At 67.8% G+C, this 16,443-nt stretch carries 13 protein-coding genes and 1 pseudogene; 3 read left to right on the plus strand and 11 right to left on the minus strand.

Annotation, left to right across the window (positions count from 1 at the left end; translation table 11 throughout):
• Positions 1-1,166 (minus strand): annotated as a pseudogene (gene vgrG1b / locus ACTJJX_RS29605) (type VI secretion system spike protein VgrG1b); the annotation flags it as partial.
• A 253-nt stretch (positions 1,167-1,419) separates the two neighbouring features.
• On the opposite strand from vgrG1b, the gene eagT6 reads away from it, so the two are divergent.
• From eagT6 to ACTJJX_RS29620, 3 genes are read left to right on the plus strand one after another with little or no spacing between them, the layout of a single operon-like run.
• On the plus strand, positions 1,420-1,854 hold the full coding sequence (eagT6, locus tag ACTJJX_RS29610; RefSeq protein WP_003083692.1) for a type VI secretion system effector EagT6: 435 nt from the start codon (positions 1,420-1,422) through the stop codon (positions 1,852-1,854).
• Between the two features lie 15 nt (positions 1,855-1,869).
• Entirely contained in the window at positions 1,870-3,162 is a 1,293-nt protein-coding gene (gene tse6 / locus ACTJJX_RS29615; protein WP_003104959.1) for an NAD(P)+ glycohydrolase Tse6, read from the plus strand.
• Positions 3,159-3,443 carry an immunity protein Tsi6 family protein gene (locus tag ACTJJX_RS29620; RefSeq protein ID WP_003104961.1) on the plus strand — a complete coding sequence of 95 codons (285 nt, stop codon included), beginning with the start codon at positions 3,159-3,161 and terminating at the stop codon, positions 3,441-3,443. The genes tse6 and ACTJJX_RS29620 overlap by 4 nt, the downstream gene beginning before the upstream one ends.
• 114 nt (positions 3,444-3,557) lie before the next feature.
• Here the strand turns inward: ACTJJX_RS29620 and vgrG1a are convergent, their stop codons facing one another.
• The 10 genes from vgrG1a to tssA form a co-directional block, all read right to left on the minus strand.
• Positions 3,558-5,489 carry a type VI secretion system spike protein VgrG1a gene (gene vgrG1a / locus ACTJJX_RS29625; RefSeq protein ID WP_003142374.1) on the minus strand — a complete coding sequence of 644 codons (1,932 nt, stop codon included), beginning with the start codon at positions 5,487-5,489 and terminating at the stop codon, positions 3,558-3,560.
• Positions 5,490-5,535: 46 nt separating this feature from the next.
• Complete coding sequence (tssH, locus tag ACTJJX_RS29630) at positions 5,536-8,244, minus strand: type VI secretion system ATPase TssH (RefSeq protein ID WP_016852313.1); 2,709 nt, start codon at positions 8,242-8,244, stop codon at positions 5,536-5,538.
• Positions 8,237-9,283, minus strand: a complete 1,047-nt coding sequence (gene tssG, locus ACTJJX_RS29635; RefSeq protein WP_003104969.1) for a type VI secretion system baseplate subunit TssG — start codon at positions 9,281-9,283, stop codon at positions 8,237-8,239. The genes tssH and tssG overlap by 8 nt, the downstream gene beginning before the upstream one ends.
• Positions 9,247-11,106: a type VI secretion system baseplate subunit TssF gene (gene tssF, locus ACTJJX_RS29640; RefSeq protein ID WP_003083676.1), complete on the minus strand. Its 1,860-nt coding sequence runs from the start codon at positions 11,104-11,106 to the stop codon at positions 9,247-9,249. Before tssF ends, tssG begins: the two co-directional genes overlap by 37 nt.
• Entirely contained in the window at positions 11,103-11,612 is a 510-nt protein-coding gene (gene tssE / locus ACTJJX_RS29645) for a type VI secretion system baseplate subunit TssE (protein ID WP_003083674.1), read from the minus strand. Before tssE ends, tssF begins: the two co-directional genes overlap by 4 nt.
• A gap of 1 nt (position 11,613) precedes the next feature.
• On the minus strand, positions 11,614-12,459 hold the full coding sequence (gene tagJ, locus ACTJJX_RS29650) for a type VI secretion system accessory protein TagJ (protein ID WP_003119488.1): 846 nt from the start codon (positions 12,457-12,459) through the stop codon (positions 11,614-11,616).
• A 167-nt stretch (positions 12,460-12,626) separates the two neighbouring features.
• Positions 12,627-13,115: a type VI secretion system receptor/chaperone Hcp gene (gene hcp, locus ACTJJX_RS29655; RefSeq protein ID WP_003083670.1), complete on the minus strand. Its 489-nt coding sequence runs from the start codon at positions 13,113-13,115 to the stop codon at positions 12,627-12,629.
• A gap of 75 nt (positions 13,116-13,190) precedes the next feature.
• Positions 13,191-14,687, minus strand: a complete 1,497-nt coding sequence (gene tssC / locus ACTJJX_RS29660; RefSeq protein ID WP_003104973.1) for a type VI secretion system contractile sheath large subunit — start codon at positions 14,685-14,687, stop codon at positions 13,191-13,193.
• A 12-nt stretch (positions 14,688-14,699) separates the two neighbouring features.
• Positions 14,700-15,218, minus strand: a complete 519-nt coding sequence (gene tssB, locus ACTJJX_RS29665; protein WP_003083666.1) for a type VI secretion system contractile sheath small subunit — start codon at positions 15,216-15,218, stop codon at positions 14,700-14,702.
• Positions 15,219-15,306: 88 nt separating this feature from the next.
• A complete protein-coding gene (gene tssA, locus ACTJJX_RS29670; RefSeq protein WP_003104975.1) occupies positions 15,307-16,341 on the minus strand; it encodes a type VI secretion system protein TssA in 1,035 nt (344 codons plus the stop codon).
• Positions 16,342-16,443: the final 102 nt, after the last annotated feature.

Here is a 16,443-nt window from a genome sequence, read left to right on the forward strand (position 1 = left end):
CCATACTGGTCGGTCCAGATCTCCTCGCCCTTGGGCCCGACCACCACCGCAGTCTGCGGGCCACGGACGATCGGCAGCGGAGTGGTCGGCAAGGGGCGGTAGGCCTGGCCGGCATCGATGCAGTCCAGCTCGCTTTCGAACTGCGCGCCGACCCCGCCGCCGCCGGTCTCGTAGAGTTCCTGGACCACCCGGTACTCGGCGCCGACCACCAGGTACTCGCGGTTCTGGTCCTCGCGCGGGTAGCCGCTGAGCTTGAACAGGTGGCCCGAACCCAGGCCGCGGGCGCGGCCGCGCAGGCGCACCCGTTCGTAGCGCGCCTGCAAGGCTTCGATACGGGTCCGCGCGTACTGCTCGCCGTCCTGGCTCTGCACGTATTCGCCGGGGTAGTCGTACAGCGGGTAGTCGGCCGCCGCGTGCGAGCGGGCGATGTTCGAACGCACCTCCAGGCGCGCGCCGGGACGCTGGAAGTCGTAGTCGTTGAGGCTCAGTGAGCCGGACTGCACCTCGCGCGCCATGTGCCAGTCGTAGAAATGGTCGCGCTCGCGCTGTTCCAGGGTCGGCGGGTAGTAGGGCACGCTGGCGTAGTTCGGCGGGCTCTGGTGCGCGCCGTAGGCGTCGGAGAGCACCAGGATGTGGCGGCTCTGCTCGTGGCGGAACCAGTAGTAGATGCCTTCCTGCTCCATCAGCCGGCTGACGAAGTCGAAACTGGTCTCGCGGTACTGCACGCAGTATTCCCACTCGCGGTAGGAGCGGCTCAGGGCGTCCTCGAAGTCGGAGAAGCCGAGGTCGCGGAACACCTGCTTGATGATGTCCGGGACCTTCTGGTTCTGGAAGATGCGGCAGTCGGAGGTGCGCGTCAGCAGCCACAGCCAGGGGCGCAGGGTGACCTGGTAGCTGGCGAACTGGCCGTTGCCGGATCCCTGGCTGCAAGCGGCGACGATGCCGTGGAAATGCCGCCGGCTGCCGTCGTGCAGTTCCAGCGCCAGGCTGGCCGGCTTGCCCAGCAGCCCGTCGAGTGGCAGGTCGGGGTTTTCCGAGATCAGTTCCAGCTCGTAGGCGAACGGCCGGCCGAGCTCTTCGCGACCCTCCATTCGCTGCAATTGCAGGACCTCCGCGCCGAGCGGACTGTCGACCCGGACCAGGCGGGTCTGTTGCGCAAGTGCCATGAAATCATCCTTGATCCACGTCCATCACTGGCGCCGTTGGAGCGGCACCACCCAAGCAGCATAGGCGCGGATGCGGTGGAAAGGGGAGATGCGTGACACAGATTCCGACGAGCGCCCCGACCGACGGCGAACAGGCAGAAGGCCATCACGAAAGGCCGCTTCGGGCCAGGAAAGCCTTGATTCGCGAGCAACATTCCGTAAAGCTTTTGTCCAGCAATGACTCACTCAGAATCCTAGGGAAGGGGTTAACACAGTGACGCTCTATCGCCTCCACGAAGCCGATCTCGAGATTCCCGATGCCTGGCAGGACCAGAGCATCAACATCTTCAAGCTCCCCGCCAGCGGCCCCGCCCGCGAAGCCAGTTTCGTCATCAGCCGCGACGCCAGCCAGGGCGACGCGCCGTTCGCCGACTATGTCGCCCGCCAACTGGAAAACGCCGAGAAGCAATTGCCCGGCTTCAAGCTGCACAAGCGCTGGGACATCAACATTCACGGCCACGCCGCCGTGCTCCTCGACTACCAGTGGCAGCGCGAGGGCCGCGACCTGATGCTGCGCCAGGTATTCATCGAGCGCCGCCCGGCGGTGCTGATCACCACCCTGACCACCACCCCGGCTGACCTGCCGCACCACGAGCCGGCCTGGAAGCAGGCGATGCAGACCCTGGTCCCGCGCCCGACCCCTAGCTGACCCGAGTACCGACGCATGGATGCGCAAGCCGCCGCCCGACTGGGCGATGAGATAGCCCACGGTTTCGGTGTCGCCGCGATGGTCGCCGGAGCCGTGGCCGGAGCCCTGATCGGCGCCGCCGTGGTCGCCGCCACCGCCGCCACCGGCGGCCTGGCCGCGGTGATCCTGGCCGGTTCGATCGCCGCCGGCGGGCTGTCGATGTTCCAGATCGTCAAGGGCCTGACCACCATCTTCGAGCTACCCGAGCCGACCACCGGGGTGCTCATACGCGGCAGCTTCAACGTCTACGTGAACAGTCGCAACGCGATGCGCGCCGGCGACGACGTCTCCGCCACCTGCAGCGGCCTGCCGCTGAACCATCCGCTGTGGCCGTTCCCGGTGCTGATCGCCGAAGGCAGCGCCACCGTGTACATCAACGGCAAGCCGGCGGCGCGCCTGCAGAGCAAGATGGTCTGCGGCGCGCACATCAAGACCGGCAGCCAGGACACCTTCATCGGCGGCCCCACCGAGCGGGTGGCCTTCGTCCTCGACCTGGAGGAATGGCTGCACACCGGCCTCGAGGCGCTGGGCCTGGCGGCCCTTGCCGGCGGCCTGCTGCTGGCGGCGATGGCCGGGGTCGCGGCGCTGGCCGGCTTCGTCGCCATCGGCGGGCTGATGATGGGCGGCATGGCCCTGCTCGGCGACCTCGGCGACCGCCTCGGTCCCGGCTACCGCGACCTGTTCCAGGGCGTGGCGGGGATGGCATTGCTGGGCTTCGGGCCGAAACTCGCCGGTCGTCGTCCGGCAGCGGTGACCTCCGAAACCGCGCAACGACGCGCCTACCTGAACAACAAGTTCGGTCGTTCCGGCAACCTCGACCACGACATCAACTACCGCGGGAATCGTGAAACCGCCGCCAAGTTCTTCAAGTCGAAGGACATCGATCCTGCCGATGCCGAGTCGTACATGAACGGCCTGGACTTCAACCATCCGGTCCGTGTGGAAACCCTCGCGCCCGGCAAGAACCTGTGGCAGTACCAGTCCCCCGGAGCGCCGCAGGGCAACTGGTATACACTCAGCCCGCGCGTGCAGCCCACGGAGCTGGGAATCAACCCCATGGGCACCAACCGGGCGGCGAACACCATCGAACCCAAGGTCCTCAACTCCTACAGGACGACCCAGAAGGTCGAGGTCCTGCGCAGCACCGCTGCGCCGACCGATGACTTCTGGTCGGTAAAGGGACAGTCATATCCCGCCAAAGGCGGCGCGCAACAACTGTTCTCCAACGAGAAAGGCTCCTTCGGTCTGCTTCCCCGGGAGGGATCATGACACCCATCGAATACATCGACCGCGCTCTGGCGCTGGTCGTCGACCGGCTGGCCCGCTATCCGGGATACGAGGTCCTGCTGTCCGCGGAAAAGCAATTGCAGTACATCAGGTCCGTCCTGCTCGACCGCAGCCTGGATCGTTCCGCACTGCACCGGTTGACCCTCGGCAGCATCGCCGTGAAGGAATTCGACGAAACCGACCCGGAACTCTCCAGGGCCCTCAAGGACGCCTATTACGTCGGTATACGCACTGGCCGCGGCCTGAAGGTCGATCTGCCCTGAGCGCAACACCATCGGTCTTGAGCGACCGCCGCTTCTGCCTGGCGAGGACATGCGCGAATCGTCAAGGCTCCCGCGGCGTCCTGCCCAAGGGCGGGCAGCCAGGATGCCGCCGCCTCAGCCCTTCGCCGGCGGCGGAAACATCGCCTGTACCTGGCCGTCGATGGTGCCCTGCACGCCCTTGCCCTTGGCGTCGACCTCGCTGGCGCCGCCGGAATTGAGGTCGAGGCGGCCGCCGGTGTCGATGTTGCCGTTGCCGCTGGCGTAGAGGTTGAAGGCGCTGCCGGAGATATTGATGGTGCCGTCGGCGTTGAACTCCACCACGCTCTTGCCGCAGACCAGGCGGATCTGCGCGCCGGCCTCGATCAGGTAGGTGCCGGTGACGCTGTCGCTCTTCGCCCCGCCCACCAACAGGGTGTCGTTGAGCTTCACCGCGCGGGTGCGGTTGTTGCCGATGCGCGCCAGCTCGTCGTGGCCGATGCTCTTGTTGCGGTCGTGGCCGACCGACAGCGAGGCATCGTTCTCGACCAGGTTGTCCTGGTTGCGCTCGGCGTGGATGTATAACTGCTCGGCGCCCTTCTTGTCCTCCATGCGGATCTCGTTGAAGTTGGCCGGCGTGCCGCCCTTGCTCGAACGGCTCTTCATCCCGCTCTGGGTGGCGTTCGCCGGCAGCTCGTAGGGCACCGTCTGCTCGGCGTTGTAGACCCGCCCGGTAATGATCGGCCGGTCCGGGTCGCCTTCGAGGAAGCTGACGATCACTTCCTGACCGATCCGCGGGATCTGCATCGAACCCCAGTTCTTCCCGGCCCAGGCCTGGGATACGCGAATCCAGCAGGAGCTGTTCTCGTTCGACTGGTCGTGGCGATCCCAGTGGAAGTGCACCTTGACCCGGCCGTACTGGTCGGTCCAGATCTCCTCGCCCTTGGGTCCGACCACCACCGCGGTCTGCGGACCCCGCACCACCGGTACCGGAGTCTGCGGCAGGAGACGGAACGACTGGCTGGCGTCGATGCAGTCCAGCTCGCTCTCGAACTGCGAGCCGGCGCCGCCGCTGCCGGTTTCGTAGAGTTCCTGGACCACCCGGTATTCGGCGCCGACCACCAGGTACTCGCGGTTCTGGTCATCGCGCGGATAGCCGCTCAGGCGGAACAGGTGCCCGGCGCCGATCCCGCGCACCACGCCGCGCAGGCGCACGCGCTCGTGCTGCGCCTGGATCGCCTCGATGCGGTTGCGCGCGTACTGCTCGCCGTCCTGGCTCTGCACGTATTCGCCGGGATAGTCGTACAGCGGGTAGTCGGCCGCCGCGTGCGGCCGGGCGATGTTCGAACGCACCTCCAGGCGCGCGCCGGGGCGCTGGAAGTCGTAGTCGTTGAGGGTCAGCGAACCGGGCTGGACCTCGCGTGCCATCTGCCAGTCGAAGAAGTGGTCGCGCTCGCGATGGCCGAGGGTCGGCGGGTAGTACGGCACGCTGGCGTAGCCACCCGGGCTGCGATGCGCGCCGTAGGCGTCGGAGAGCACCAGGATGTGGCGCTTCTGCTCATGGCGGAACCAGTAGTAGATGCCTTCCTGTTCCATCAGCCGGCTGATGAAGTCGAAGCTGGTCTCGCGGTACTGCACGCAGTATTCCCACTCGCGGTAGGGGCGCGTGAGGGCATCCTCGAAATCGGAAAAGCCGAGGTCGCGGAACACCTGCTTGATGATCTCCGGCACGCTCTGGTTCTGGAAGATGCGGCAGTCCGAGGTGCGCGTCAGCAGCCACGGCCAGGGCCGCAGGGTGGCCTGGTAGCCGGCGAACTGGCCGTGCCCGGCCACCTGGCTACAGCGCGCGACGATGCCGTGAAAGAAGCGCCGGCTGCCGCCGGGCAGCTCTAGCGACAGGCTCATCGGCTTGCCGAGCAACTGCTCCAGCGGCAGGTTGGGATTTTCCGATACCAGGTGCAGCTCGTAGGCGAACAGCCGTCCCAGTTCCTCGCGTCCCTCCATGCGCTGCAACAGCAGCACGTCCGGCCCCAGCGGGCAATCCACCTGGACCAGGCGGGTCAGTTGCATCAATCCCATCGACGGTTCCTTCTACTGCTCTGCGTGTCGCCGGTTGTCACTCGGCCTCGGCGAAGTCGTAGTGGAACTGGTTGTCGCGGCTACTGATACGTACCCCGGCCAACGGCTTGCCTTCGAGCATGCGGGTGAGGAACTCGCGGCTCATGTCCGGCAACAGCGTGTTGGTGAGGATCGCGTCGATCATCCGGCCGCCGCTCTCGGTCTCGGTGCAGCGCGAGACGATCAGGTCGACGACGCCCTCGTCGAACTCGAACGGCACCTTGTGGGTCGCCTCCACGCGCTTCTTGATCCGCCCCAGTTGCAGGCGCGAAATGGCCTTGAGCATGTCGTCGCTGAGCGGGTAGTAGGGGATGGTCACCAGGCGGCCGAGCAGCGCCGGCGGGAAGATCTTCAGCAGCGGTTCGCGCAGCGACTTGGCGATGGCTTCCGGCTCGGGCATCAGTTCCGGATCGGCGCAGAGGCTGGCGATCATCTCGGTGCCGGCGTTGGTGGTGAGCAGGATCAGGGTGTTCTTGAAGTCGATCACCCGGCCTTCGCCGTCCTCCATCACGCCCTTGTCGAAGACCTGGAAGAAGATCTCGTGGACATCCGGGTGGGCCTTCTCCACTTCATCCAGCAGCACCACGCTGTAGGGCTTGCGACGCACCGCCTCGGTCAGCACGCCACCCTCGCCGTAGCCGATGTAGCCGGGCGGGGCGCCCTTGAGGGTGGAGACGGTGTGGGCTTCCTGGAACTCGCTCATGTTGATGGTGATGACATTCTGCTCGCCGCCGTACATGGCCTCGGCCAAGGCCAGCGCGGTCTCGGTCTTGCCCACCCCGGAGGTGCCGGCGAGCATGAACACGCCGATCGGCTTGCTCGGGTTGTCGAGGCCGGCGCGGGAAGTCTGGATGCGCTTGGCGATCATCTCCAGCGCGTGGTCCTGGCCGATGATGCGCTTCTTCAGGTGCCGGTCGAGGTTGAGCACGGTCTCGATCTCGTTGCGCGCCATGCGGCCGACCGGGATGCCGGTCCAGTCGGCGACCACCGAGGCCACCGCCTGGTAGTCCACGGTCGGCAGGATCAGCGGCTCTTCGCCCTGCAACGCGCTCAGTTGCGCCTGCAGCTCCGCCAGCCGCGCATGCAGCGCCTGGCGCTGTTCCTCGTCGAGACGCGCCTCGCCTTCGCCCAGCGGCACGCCGCCGACGTCCACCGCTTCGGCGGCGGCACGCAGACGGGCGCGGGTCTCCAGCAGTTCGTCGACCAGGCGTTTTTCCTCGGCCCAGCGCTGCTCCAGGGCGGCCAGGCGCTCGCGCTCCTCGGCCAGCAGGGTCTCGGCGTTGCGCTGGCGTTCGGCGGTGGCGACGCCGATGGCGCTCTCGCGGCGGATGATCGCCAGCTCGGTTTCCAGCGCCTCGATGCGCCGGCGGCTATCGTCGACCTCGGCCGGCACCGCGTGCAGGCTGATGGCGGTGCGCGCGCAGGCGGTATCCAGCAGGCTCACCGACTTGTCCGGCAGCTGGCGCGCCGGGATGTAGCGGTGCGACAGCCGGACCGCCGCCTCCAGCGCCTCGTCGAGGATCTGCACCTTGTGGTGCTTCTCCATGGTCGACGCGACACCGCGCATCATCAGGATGGCCTTGTGCTCGGACGGCTCGTCCACCTGCACCACCTGGAAACGCCGGGTCAGCGCCGGGTCCTTCTCGATGTGCTTCTTGTACTCGGCCCAGGTGGTCGCCGCCACGGTGCGCAGGGTGCCGCGCGCCAGGGCCGGCTTGAGCAGGTTGGCGGCGTCGCCGGTTCCGGCCGCGCCACCGGCGCCGACCAGGGTGTGGGCTTCGTCGATGAACAGGATGATCGGCTTCTCGGAACTCTGCACGTCTTCGATCACCTGGCGCAGGCGCTGCTCGAACTCGCCCTTCATGCTCGCCCCGGCCTGCAGCAGGCCGACGTCGAGGGCGCGCAGTTCGACGTCCTTCAGCGCCGGCGGGACGTCGCCGGCGACGATGCGCAGGGCGAAGCCTTCCACCACCGCGGTCTTGCCGACGCCGGCCTCGCCGGTGAGGATCGGGTTGTTCTGCCGGCGGCGCATGAGGATGTCCACCAACTGGCGGATCTCCTCGTCACGCCCGACGATGGGGTCGAGCTTGCCGCTACGGGCCTGCTCGGTGAGGTCCACGGTAAAGCGCTTGAGCGCCTCCTGCTTGCCCATCGCGCTCGGCGCCAGGGCGCCGCTGGCCTCGCCCGGGGCGGCGCCGGCGTTGAAGCCGTCGCTGGCCGACAGGCCGTTCTCCGGCGAGGCGCCGACGTACTCGTCGAAGCGCTCGGTGAGCGCCTCGACCTTGAGCTTGGCGAATTCCGCCGACAGCCCGGTGAGGGCATGGCGCAGGCTCGGCGTCTTGAGGATGCCGATCACCAGGTAGCCGGTGCGCACCTGGCTCTCGCCGAACATCAGGCTGCCGTAGACCCAGCCGCGCTCCACCGCTTCCTCGACATGGGAGGACAGGTCGGTGATCGAGGTCGAGCCGCGCGGCAGGCGGTCGAGGGCCTCGGTCAGGTCCTTGGCCAGGCGCGCCGGGTCGATCCCGGACTGGCGGACGATCTGGTGCAGGTCCGAGTCCGGCAACTGGAGGATCTGGTGGAACCAGTGCACCAGCTCGACATAGGGATTGCCGCGCAGCTTGCAGAATACCGTGGCGGCCTCGATGGCCTTGTAGGCCAGGCTGTTCAGCTTGCCGAACAGCGCAACGCGACTGATCTCACTCATGTTCCTTCTCCTTGTGCTCGTGCGGCCGCGCAGTGGCGTACTGGCGGGCCAGCAGTAGATCCCTGGCGTCCTGGCCGGGATCGCCCAGCCAGGTGTTGAAACCGAGCCGCCCGCCGCCCTGCAGGCCCAGCGGGGGTACTTCGTGGCGTTGCAGGACCAGGTTGACGTCCCAGTCCAGCTCCTCGCCCAGGTATTCGGCGACCCAGGCGGCCAGCTCGACGAAGTGGTCGCCGTCGGGCAGGAAGCGCTGGTATTGATCGAGGTCCAGCGGCCCCAGGCGCAGGCGGAACTTGTGCTGGCGGTCCCAGACGTGGGTGCCCAGGCAGACGTCCATGCCCAGGCTCGTCGAGTCGACGCCGAGGCGGCTGCGCTCGGGCAGCTCCAGCCATTGGCCGACGTATTCCTCGACCGCCACCGGGACCTCGAAATACTCCGCGAGGATCACCCGCAGGCCGTCCGGGTAGCGGGTCTGCGCGGCGAGGTGGCCGGTGTAGTAGTAGCGTGCGGTATCCGCCAGCGGCTCGCGCCCCCGCAGGCTCGGCATGCCGCGCCCGGAGAGCGCGGCGAGGCGCGCCGACCAGTAGTCGTCGTCGATCCGGTCGTGGCTGATCTCCGGCCGCGCCTCCGCCCAGGCCCGGTAGAACAGGGTCAGCAGGCGGTGGTGGAAGACGTCCATGAAGCGCTTGAAGGTCGCGTCGTTGACGTTGCGCTGGCGTTCCCGGGCGTATTCGGTGAGGTGCAGCGGCAGCGGCCCGTTGGGGCCGGTGAGGCCGAAGAAGAACTGGTCCAGGCGCGGCACCGCAGCGGTGCCGGCCTGGCTCACCGAGGCCAGGGTCGAGGGCGCGAAGGTGCAGTCGGGCTTCTGCCCGAGACGCAGCGGGTCGTCCGCCAGCCGCACCGAATGACCGAGGCGCGGCAGTTGCGGCGACTCGCACTCGATGCGCCGCAGCGCCTGGAAGAAGTCATAGTCCCAGGGCGCCGCCGCCATCCCGGCGAGCAGGTTCAGAGGTTCGGACGGCTGCCCGGCTTCGCCTGCCATCTCATCACCTCGCCCCGTTCGCCGGTGCGCAGCACCGTCTCGGTAAAGCTGTTGATCGACACGTAGCGTGCCAGGAAGCGCTCGAACACAGCGCCGAGAAGGAACACCCCGGTGCCGCGGAACGCGTTCTCGTCGAAGTCCAGGGTGATCTCCAGGCCACGGCCGAAGACGATCGGCCCGGGCATCGGCAGGCGCCGCGTGCAAGGCTTGCTGCTGACCTCGCGCAGGCCCTCGATCTGCAATTGCAGCGCCGGATCGCCGCTGTCGCCGTAGAGCCGCAGCAGCTCGCGCAGGGCGGCGGCGCCCTGGCCGCGCTCGGCCAGCGACAGGTAGTTCAGCGACAGCTGGCTGATCAGCCGCCAGGCGCTGGCATCGTGGGCACGGCTGGCGCGCGGCCGGCTCGGTCCGGCGAGGCAGCGCACCTGCATGACCGGCGCGCTGTCCTCCAGGGTGAAGTCGCTCTTGTGCGCGCCGATCGGCATGAACAGCGGCAGGTCGCGGTTGGTGCACAGCGCGGCGATGCCGAGCTGGCGCAGGTCGTGGCGATAGGGCGCCTGGTTGGCGTCGACCAGGGCGACGAAGGTCTCGCTGCCGACGTAGGTCGAGCGCGGGCCCTTGCGCCGCTGCTTGCTGGACAGCACGCGCGGTTCGCGGCGCACGCTGAAGTAGGCCTGCTCGCGGCCGTAGCGCGCCGGGTCGCGCACCGCATAGAACGGTTGGAAGGGTTGCTCCGGACCGCTGCCGTGGCCGCTCACCTGTTGCAGCGAATGCACCTCGAAATCCAGCGGACGGGTGCGGTCGACGATCACGTGATGCTCGTTGACCCGGTCGGACAGGTGGATGCGGTCGCAGCGGCGCGGGAACAGGTTGATCGCCGGGGTGCAGAACGGCACCAGTTGCTCCGCGTCCACCGTGCCCTCCAGGCGCTGGTCGTGCTTGCCGAACAGCACGACCAGTTCCAGCTCCTCGCCGTGGCATCGACGCAGGGCGCGGTTCAGGCCGGAGAACTCGACGAACAGGAAGCGCGCCGGCAGGGCGAAGTATTCCTGCAGCAGGCGGTAGCCCTGGAACGCCCGCGGCACCACCGGCAGCAGCGCGTCCTCGTCGTCGAAGCCGCGCGCACGCAGGCTGCTCGTCGGCAGGCGTTCGACCCAGGCATTGTCCGGGGCGCGGACGAACACCGCGCAGGCGTTGCCGAGCAATTGTTCGTAGAGGCGGTAGGGTTGTTCGTCGGCGCCGTGCAGGTAGAGCGGCAGGGCGTCCAGCGACAGGCTGTCGAACGGGATGCCGGCGCCGCTGCGCAGGCGGATGCGCAGGCCGGCCTTGGCCCGCGGCTCGCTGGCGGCGAGGCGGCCGAGCACCGCGGCGGGATTGCCGAAGTAGTCGGCCTGGGCCACTTCCAGCGGCCACAGGGTCACCGGGTGGGCGGTGCGGTATTCGCAGGCGGTCTGGTCATCGGGGCCGAGCTGGCCGCGCAGGGAGGCTCCGCGCTCGACGCTGAAGCCGCTGCTCAGGGCGCCTTCGTTGGGGTCCGGGCGCAGCTGCACCACGGTCATCGACGGGGTCGGCGCCAGGTAGTGCGGGTAGGCGATTTCCAACAGGTTGTGGGTGAAGGTCGGGTACTCCGCGTCGAGCTTCAGCTGGACCCGCGCGGTGAGATAGGCGAAGCCTTCCAGCAGGCGCTCGACGTAGGGGTCGGCGCACTCGAAGCCGGACAGCGACAGGCGCCCGGCGATCTTCGGGAATTCCTCGGCGAACTCCGCGGCGCTTTCGCGGATGTGTTGCAATTCCTGGTTGTAGTACTCGAGCAGGCGCGGGTTCATGTACGCCTCCGCTCGCCCTGGGCGACGCGCACGTGGCCGGTCTCCAGGTCCAGGTTGGTGGTCAGCAGCAGGCGCAGCGGCGCCGGTTCGGCCCAGAGGTCGCCCTCGATCTCGAAGCTCAGGGCGTTGTGGTCCATCTCGCCGGGCAGCAGTTGCGCGCGCACCCGCAACGAAGAACGGATGATGCGCGGCTCGAAGGTGGCGATGGTCTCGGTGAGCAGCGCCTCGATGGCATGCACGTCGACGCTCGACGCGGTGTGCCCGGCCAGCGCCGGCAGCCCGTAGTTGAGCACCGAGTTGCCGGCCGGCATCCGTGCGGCGGGGCCGGGGTCGAACAGCGAGGTGGTGTTGAACAGCCACGCCAGGTCGCGCAGCACCGAGGCCTTCAGCTGGCTCAGGGTCAGCACCCGGCGCTCCGCGGCTTCCTTGAGGTTGCCCGGCTCGTCGTCGGTGAGGCGGTCGAGCAGCGACGGCTGCAGGCGCTCCTGGAGGGTCAGTTCGGCCATGTCAGGCGTCCGTCGGCTCGAAGTCCAGTTCACGCAGGTCGAACAGCGCGGTCTCGCCGGCATCGGTGACGAACAGCCGCTGGCCGACCGGCAGGCCGCTATCCAGCCATTCGGTCTTGCGCCCCAGGCGCGCGGCGTCGTCGCCGTGCTCGACGGTTTCCGCGTAGCGCGCCGGCAGCAGCGCGACGGTGGCGCCACCGTTGGCCAGGGTCAGTTCGGCCGGCAGCCAGACCAGGTCGCGCAGGTCGCTCGGCGCCTCGACCTTGAGGCTGCGCAGGTTGCTCATCGGCAACCAGGCATAGCGACCGTTGACGATTACCTCGAGCACCGGGCCGAGGCGCGTGTCGGCATCCGCCAGCCAGGCGAACGGCGCTTCGCCGATCCGCCCGGGCACCGCCGGCGCGGCGTCGAAGGCCTGCTCGCGCAGGGCCTGGGCGGCCTCGCCATGGCCTTCGGCGTCCAGGCTCAGGGCCTGCAACAGCGGCGCGATCCATTCCGCCGGCTGGCCGAGGATCACCGGCGTCAGGCGCCCGGCGAACACCTCGCGGCGCAGCGCCTCGCAGTCGATGGCGGTGGAGTAGGTCTGTACCATCGGCAGCGCCGAGGCATCCAGTTCGCCGACCACCTTGAGCTGGTTCTGCGCCCGCGCCCACTGGCCCATCACGGCCAGCAGCTGGAACAGGAAGATCCGCAGGGTAGCGTTCGACGGCTGGCTGCGCACCTGTTCCTGCAAGGCTTTCAAGGCATCGTCCAGGCGCCCGGCGCGCAACAGTTCTTCGGCGATCATCGCGATACTTCCCTGTAGCCGGGAGCCCAGGCGCCCGGATGCGAATGAAGGGTCGGCCATGGCGCCCGGCGGACGCGACGGACGACCCGGTGGAATTCAGTACCTCCGGCAGGAGGTCGGGCGGACGAGGTCCGCGGCGCGCCGCGCGCGCCTTCGGCACCCGGCATGGCGGGCGCTCGCACCGGCCACGGCATGGCCTGGCCACGCCATGACCGGCAGCCGGCTCATCAGGCCTGCACGTTCTGGCGGATGTTCCAGCCGTACTTGACCGGACCGCCGTCCTTCGCGCCATCCGCCTTCTGCGGCTGGTAGTCGACCTGGACCTGGGCGAAGTTCAGGGTCACGTTCTCGGTCAGGCGATCCTCGCCACCGCTGCCGCCGGTGCTCACCGAGGACACCAGGACTTCCTTCAGGGTGATGATCAGGTACTCGACCTGGTTCTCGCCGCCGGCCTTGCGGATGGTCAGCTTCGCCTGCGGATAGTGCTTGCCGCTGGAGCAGGCCATCATCAGGTTGGGCGTGGACTTGTCGATGTACTTGGTGAACGACAGGTCCTGCACGTTGACCTTGCCGGCGCCGCCGCCACCGCCCATGTGCATCGACCCGGACTGGGACATGCCCCAGCTCCATGCCAGCACGTCGATTTCCTCGGCGTGAGTCTTGTCCTTGGACTCACCCTTGACGTCGCCGATCTTGATGAACATATCAACAGCCATCTTTCCTCCCGTGTGGCTCGCGCCACTACGCTATGCAAGCGCCCGCCACCATGGCAGGCGCTGTCGTTGAATGCCTCAGGCCTCTTTGGCCGAAGGCAGCTTGGATACCAGGCGTAGCGATACCGTCAGTCCCTCGAGCTGGTAGTGCGGGCGAAGGAAGAACTTCGAGTTGTAGTAACCCGGATTGCCTTCGACTTCCTCCACCACCACTTCGGCCGCCGCCAGCGGGTGCTGGGCCTTGGTGGTCTCGGTGGAGTGGGCCGGGTCGCCGTCGACGTAGTTGAGGATCCAGTCCTGCAGCCAGCGCTGCATCTCGTCCTTCTCCTTGAAGGAACCGATCTTGTCGCGAACGATGCACTTCAGGTAATGGGCGAAGCGGCAGGTGGCGAACAGGTAGGGCAGGCGCGCCGCCAGGTTGGCGTTGGCGGTGGCGTCCGGATCGTCGTACTCGGCGGGTTTCTGCAGCGACTGCGCGCCGATGAAGGCGGCGAAGTCGGTGTTCTTCTTGTGCAGCAGCGGCATGAAGCCGTTCTTCGCCAGCTCCGCCTCGCGGCGGTCGGAAATGGCGATCTCGGTCGGGCACTTCATGTCCACGCCGCCGTCGTCGGTGGGGAAGGTGTGCGCCGGCAGGCCCTGCACCTCGCCGCCGGACTCGACGCCGCGGATCCGCGAGCACCAGCCGTAGAGCTTGAAGGAGCGGTTGATGTTGACCGCCATCGCGTAGGCCGAGTTGGCCCAGGCGTACTTGCTGCTGTCGGCGCCGTCGGTTTCTTCCTCGAAGGCGAACTCTTCCACCGGATCGGTCTTCGCGCCGTAGGGCAGGCGCGCCAGGAAGCGCGGCATGGTCAGGCCGATGTAGCGGGAGTCCTCGGACTCGCGCAGCGAACGCCAGCCGGCGTATTCCGGGGTGGTGAAGATCTTGGTCAGGTCGCGCGGGTTGGACAGTTCCTGCCAGGAACCCATGCCCATCACCGTCGGCGAGGCGGCGGAAATGAACGGCGCGTGCATGGCGGCGGAGATCTTCGCCATCTCGCCGAGCAGCTCGACGTCCGGCGGCGACTGGTCGAAGTAGTAGTCGCCGACCAGGCAGCCATAGGGCTCGCCGCCGAACTGGCCGTATTCCTCTTCGTAGAGCTTCTTGAAGATCGGGCTCTGGTCCCAGGTGGTGCCCTTGAATTTCTTCAGGGTCTTGTGCAGCTCCGGCTTGGAGATGTTCAGCACGCGGATCTTCAGTTGCTCGTCGGTCTCGGTGTTGTTGACCAGGTAGTGCAGGCCGCGCCAGGCGCTTTCCAGTTGCTGGAAGTCGGCGTGGTGCATGATCAGGTTGACCTGCGCGGTGAGCTTGGCGTCGATCGCCGCGATGATCGACTCGATCGACTTGATCGCGTCGTTGGAGATCAGGCTGGTCTGCTCCAGGGCATGCTCGGCGAGGGTCCGCACGGCGGTCTCCACCGCTTCGCGGGCGCGCTCGGTCTTGGGCTTGAACTCCTGCAGCAGCAGGCTGGCGAACTCACTGGTCTGCTCGGTGGTGGTCTGGCCCTGGGCCAGGTTCTCGGTGCTCAATTCGGCCATGCTGGAATCCTCTTACGCCTGCGGCTCGTCGTCTTTGGGCTTCGGCGCGCTGGCCAGGGCCTGAAGCAGGGCCGGGTCCTTGATCGCCTTCATGATCATTTCCTCGGCGCCGGTCTTGCCGTCCATGTAGGTCAGCAGGTTGGCCAGCTGGGTACGCGCCTCGAGCAGCTTGTTCAGCGAATCGACCTTGCGCGCCACCGCGGCGGGGCTGAAGTCGTCCATGCTCTCGAAGGTGATGTCCAGGCTCAGGTTGCCTTCGCCGGTCAGCACGTTCGGTACGTTGAAGGCCACCCGCGGCTTCATCGCCTTCAGCCGGGCATCGAAGTTGTCCACGTCGATCTCCAGGAACTTGCGGTCGGCGACCGCCGCCTGGGGTTCGGCGGGCTTGCCGGCGAGGTCGGCCATGACACCCATGACGAAGGGCAGCTGGACCTTCTTCTCGGCACCGTACAACTCCACGTCGTACTCGATCTGCACGCGTGGCGCCCGGTTCCTGGCGATGAACTTCTGACTGCTGGTAGTGCTTCCCATCTTGTTTCTCCCTCGCGCGACGGCGGTTGTTAGCGCCGTCGGAATCGCCCCGGCGGCTTGCAGCGTTGGCCCGGACGGCCGCTAGGCGTTACTCGCTTTCCGGGCCTCGCAGGGTTTCGAACTGGGAAATCCCATCGGGGATGAGATTCCTCACGATTTCGGCGAAGTCGGCCGTCACCAGTGTCTTGGCGCGCTTGAGCAGCACCGGCACCGGGCTCGACGGCTCGTGGCGAACGTAATACTCGAGCAGGCGGTCGAGCTGGCGCAGGACGTCTTCGCGGTTGGCGATCTCGCCGCTGGCTCGCGGTGCCGGCGCGGCGACGGCTGCGACAGGCGCGGCGCCCCCCTGCTCGTCGGCGGCCGCTTCGGCGCCCGGCGCCAAGGGCTCGCCGGCGCCCTGCGGGCCGTACAGGTCGAACACCTGGAGGGCCTGGCGCAGCAGTTGACGAAGGGGACCGAGGTCGAGTCCCTGGGCCGAGCCGACCCGTTCGGCGACGCCGCTCTCGATGGCCAGGGCATGTTCCTGGGCGCCTTCCAGGGCGCGCCGGGTGGCGGCCAGCGCATCGGCGTCGGCATCGGCGAAGGCGCCGGCGATCTGCTCGGGACTCAGGGTCTCGCTGGCGAAGCGTTGCAGCCCGGCGGCGTTCAGCGCGGCGCGCAGGTTGACCGGGCCGAACGCCCGCGAGCGCACCAGCGGGATCGCCCAGACCAGTTGCAGCAACGGTTCGGCGACCAGGCCGGTGAGGGCGTTGATACGGAAGGTGGGGTCGTTGTCGTCATCGGCGTCGAGCAGCGGATAGACGCCGTCCCAGTACTGGCCGAGCAGCTCGCGGACCAGCAGCAGGCCGTCGGCGAGCCCGTCCAGGCCGTCGAGGGCGACGTTGCTCTGCAGCAGCAGGTTGGCTACCCGCAGGTCCTTGCTACGGCCGAACAGTTCGCTGGCCAGCGCGCGTACGCGCGGCCACTCCGGCGGCTCGGCGGGCAGCACGGCATCGCCCATCTGGCGCTCGGGTTGGCCCTGGGCGATGCGTTCGAGTTCGAGGAACGCGGCGTCGTACTCCAGATCGTCGCCACAGGGCGAGTCCGGGGATACGGCAGCCAGCAAAACGGGTACATCCAGCACGGTGACGATCTCCCTATCATCGAAGCCGCTGCGCGGCCCTCACCTTCGCTTGTAAGATCCACTCCGTCGGATCTTGTAGGAGCCATTGATGAATATCGGATG

Origin of the sequence: Pseudomonas sp. 22490 (assembly GCF_052044465.1) — a bacterium.
In the GTDB taxonomy this organism is placed as follows: domain Bacteria; phylum Pseudomonadota; class Gammaproteobacteria; order Pseudomonadales; family Pseudomonadaceae; genus Pseudomonas; species Pseudomonas aeruginosa.